Annotated in this window: 1 protein-coding gene; it reads left to right on the forward strand. The window is 62.0% G+C overall.

Annotated features, from left to right (window positions below; genetic code table 11):
• Positions 1-457: LPXTG cell wall anchor domain-containing protein (locus HMPREF2943_RS12050; RefSeq protein ID WP_141756108.1), on the forward strand; the 457-nt coding region annotated here is incomplete at its 5' end.
• Between the last annotated feature and the right edge of the window lie 235 nt (positions 458-692).

Genomic DNA, 692 nt, shown 5'->3' on the forward strand with positions numbered 1-692 from the left:
TGAGCCAGGCAACCCGGACGAGCCAGGCAAGCCAGACACTCCGGACAACCCCGACAAGCCAGGTACCTCGAGCATCCCGAACCTCAGCAGCCTGTGGCCGCTCATCCCGCTGGTGATTATCCCGCCGGCATTGGCCCACTTCTTTAAGCTTCCGCACCTTCCGGAGCTGCCGACGAAGCCGGCCAAGCCAGTTGAGCCGCTGAAGCCTGAGGAGCCGAAGGCACAAGAGGCACCGAGCGAGGAAGCACAGCCGACGTCCGAGCAGACCCAGAGTGCTCAGCCGAGCCAGGGCAGCGAGCCAAGCGCGACCACGAGCACCCCGGCCTCTTCCAAGAGCACCTCGTCTGGCAAGCTTGCCAACACCGGTGCTAACGTCCTGGGCCTCATTGGTGTGGCGCTGGCACTCATCGCTGGTGCAGCTCTGATTCTGCGTCCTAGCCGCCGCAAGGACTCCTAAACGCTAGGTGTCCGCAGGGGCCCTTCCGGCCCCACGGCAGTGGTTGAGTAGACCACGAGTAAACGCCCGAGCAATAGCTCGGGCGTTTCTTTTTGCTCAATTGCACTGCGGCAGTCGAAAAGCATTTTCGAAATTCGGGGTCATATCGAGTTAGGTCTGTCTGCTTTCGGCGTGAAGCACCACTCGACCCGAGGTGAGCAAGATTGGGGGCTCTTCCGGTTTCGGGGTGCGTAGC

It is taken from the genome of Corynebacterium sp. HMSC072D12, from assembly GCF_001813925.1.
Classification (GTDB): Bacteria; Actinomycetota; Actinomycetes; order Mycobacteriales; family Mycobacteriaceae; genus Corynebacterium; species Corynebacterium aurimucosum.